The following is a 1,670-nucleotide window of genomic DNA, read 5'->3' as shown; positions in this document are numbered from 1 at the left end:
TTATTAATCCGTATGTATCGGTCGAGGTAGCTGAGGGGATTAGATCTTACCTTGTAGAGCGCGGTTTAACGCACGTAAGTCAGCTTGTTGGTAAAGTAAACTGTGGTTGAAATCGCATAACATGGAGGATGGCAGAATGGAACAAGTTCGTAACCGTTTGATTGTAGCCCTAGATGTTGCTACCATGGCTGAGGTCAGACAACTGGTTGAATCCCTAGGTAATACCGTGAGTTTTTATAAGGTGGGGATGCAACTTTTTTATAGTGTGGGTATTGAATGTCTGGCTTATTTGCGTGAGCAGGGAAAAGATGTGTTTCTTGACCTAAAAATGCATGATATTCCGAATACTGTAGCCCAGGGTGCAGCTTCACTTACCCGACTAGGTGTAACCATGATTAATGTTCATGCGTCAGGGGGACAGGCTATGATGCGGGCAGCAGTTCAGCAGGTCGCTGAAACCGCTTTAAGTCTTAATATACTGCGACCTAAGCTGATTGCTGTTACCGTGCTTACCAGCATGAATGCTGCCGAATGGGCTTCGTTGAACAATTCGACCAGCATTACAGAACAAGTGGTACATCTGGCCCAAATGGCGCAAGCCGCCGGATTGGACGGCGTAGTGGCCTCGCCTCGGGAAGCTGAGCTTATTCGTGCAGCCTGTGGCAAGGATTTTGCCATCATAACTCCCGGCGTTCGTCCGCAAGGTGCAGCGCTAAACGACCAAAGCAGGGTTGCTACGCCAGCAGAAGCTCTGCGGGCAGGAGCCCATTATCTGGTAGTAGGGCGACCCATTACTGCAGCACAAAATCCCAGAAATGCTGCGCTGGCAATTTTGGAAGAAATGAGGGACGCGTAATGAATGAAACAGAAGTAAGACAACTGTTTATTCAGACAGGTGCGATTTTAGAAGGGCATTTTCTCTTAACATCAGGTCTGCATAGTCCGCTGTATGTTGAAAAATTTCAGGTATTGCAATACCCGCAATATACCGAGACATTGTGTGCGGCAATGGCAGAACGCTTTAAAAACGATAATATTGAACTTGTAATGGGACCAGTAACCGGGGGTATTATTTTAGCCCATGAAGTTGGGAAACAGCTAGGTACTCGGGCTATTTTCACTGAACGCGAAAATGGAAAGATGGCACTGAGACGCGGTTTTGTTATTGAAAAAGGACAGCGAGTGCTTATTGTTGAAGATATTGTTACAACAGGTGGCTCGGTAAAAGAAGTTATCGATGTTGTACGTGAGCATGGAGGAATTCCAGTGGCAGTAGGCATGCTGGTAGATCGTAGTGGCGGCAAAGTCGATTTCGGTATTCCGGCTCAAGCACTATTACATTTAACAGTTCCTACTTATCACCCGGACGAATGTCCTTTATGCAAAGAGGGTGTAGCCATCACCAAGCGCGGCAGCCGTAAACTATAATTCTGAAAAGGCTGTGCAAGTTCTGCGCAGCCTCCAATTTACTGTGAAATTTATAATAAATTAACGAATTAACGATATTTAGTGAGATATATATATATAATTTTGCAAAATAACTTCTAAAGACTGTTGCTATTATGGATAAACCGTGATAATATTATATTCCGTCAGGGAGATAAAACGCGGCCCCGTGGTGTAGCGGTCTAACATGCCGCCCTGTCACGGCGGAGATCGACGGTTCAAAT

The 1,670-nt window shown here is 45.5% G+C and carries 2 protein-coding genes; both read left to right on the top strand.

Annotation, left to right across the window (positions count from 1 at the left end; all coding sequences use genetic code 11):
* Positions 1–136 precede the first annotated feature (136 nt).
* Positions 137–856, top strand: a complete 720-nt coding sequence (pyrF, locus tag AC29Z1_RS14090; protein ID WP_488272089.1) for an orotidine-5'-phosphate decarboxylase — start codon at positions 137–139, stop codon at positions 854–856.
* Entirely contained in the window at positions 856–1,428 is a 573-nt protein-coding gene (gene pyrE, locus AC29Z1_RS14085; RefSeq protein ID WP_488272088.1) for an orotate phosphoribosyltransferase, read from the top strand. The genes pyrF and pyrE overlap by 1 nt, the downstream gene beginning before the upstream one ends.
* Positions 1,429–1,670: the final 242 nt, after the last annotated feature.

The organism is Sporomusa sp., from assembly GCF_057736855.1.
The sequence above is the reverse complement of the archived record's forward strand: the minus strand, read 5'-3'. Positions and strand labels throughout refer to the sequence as shown.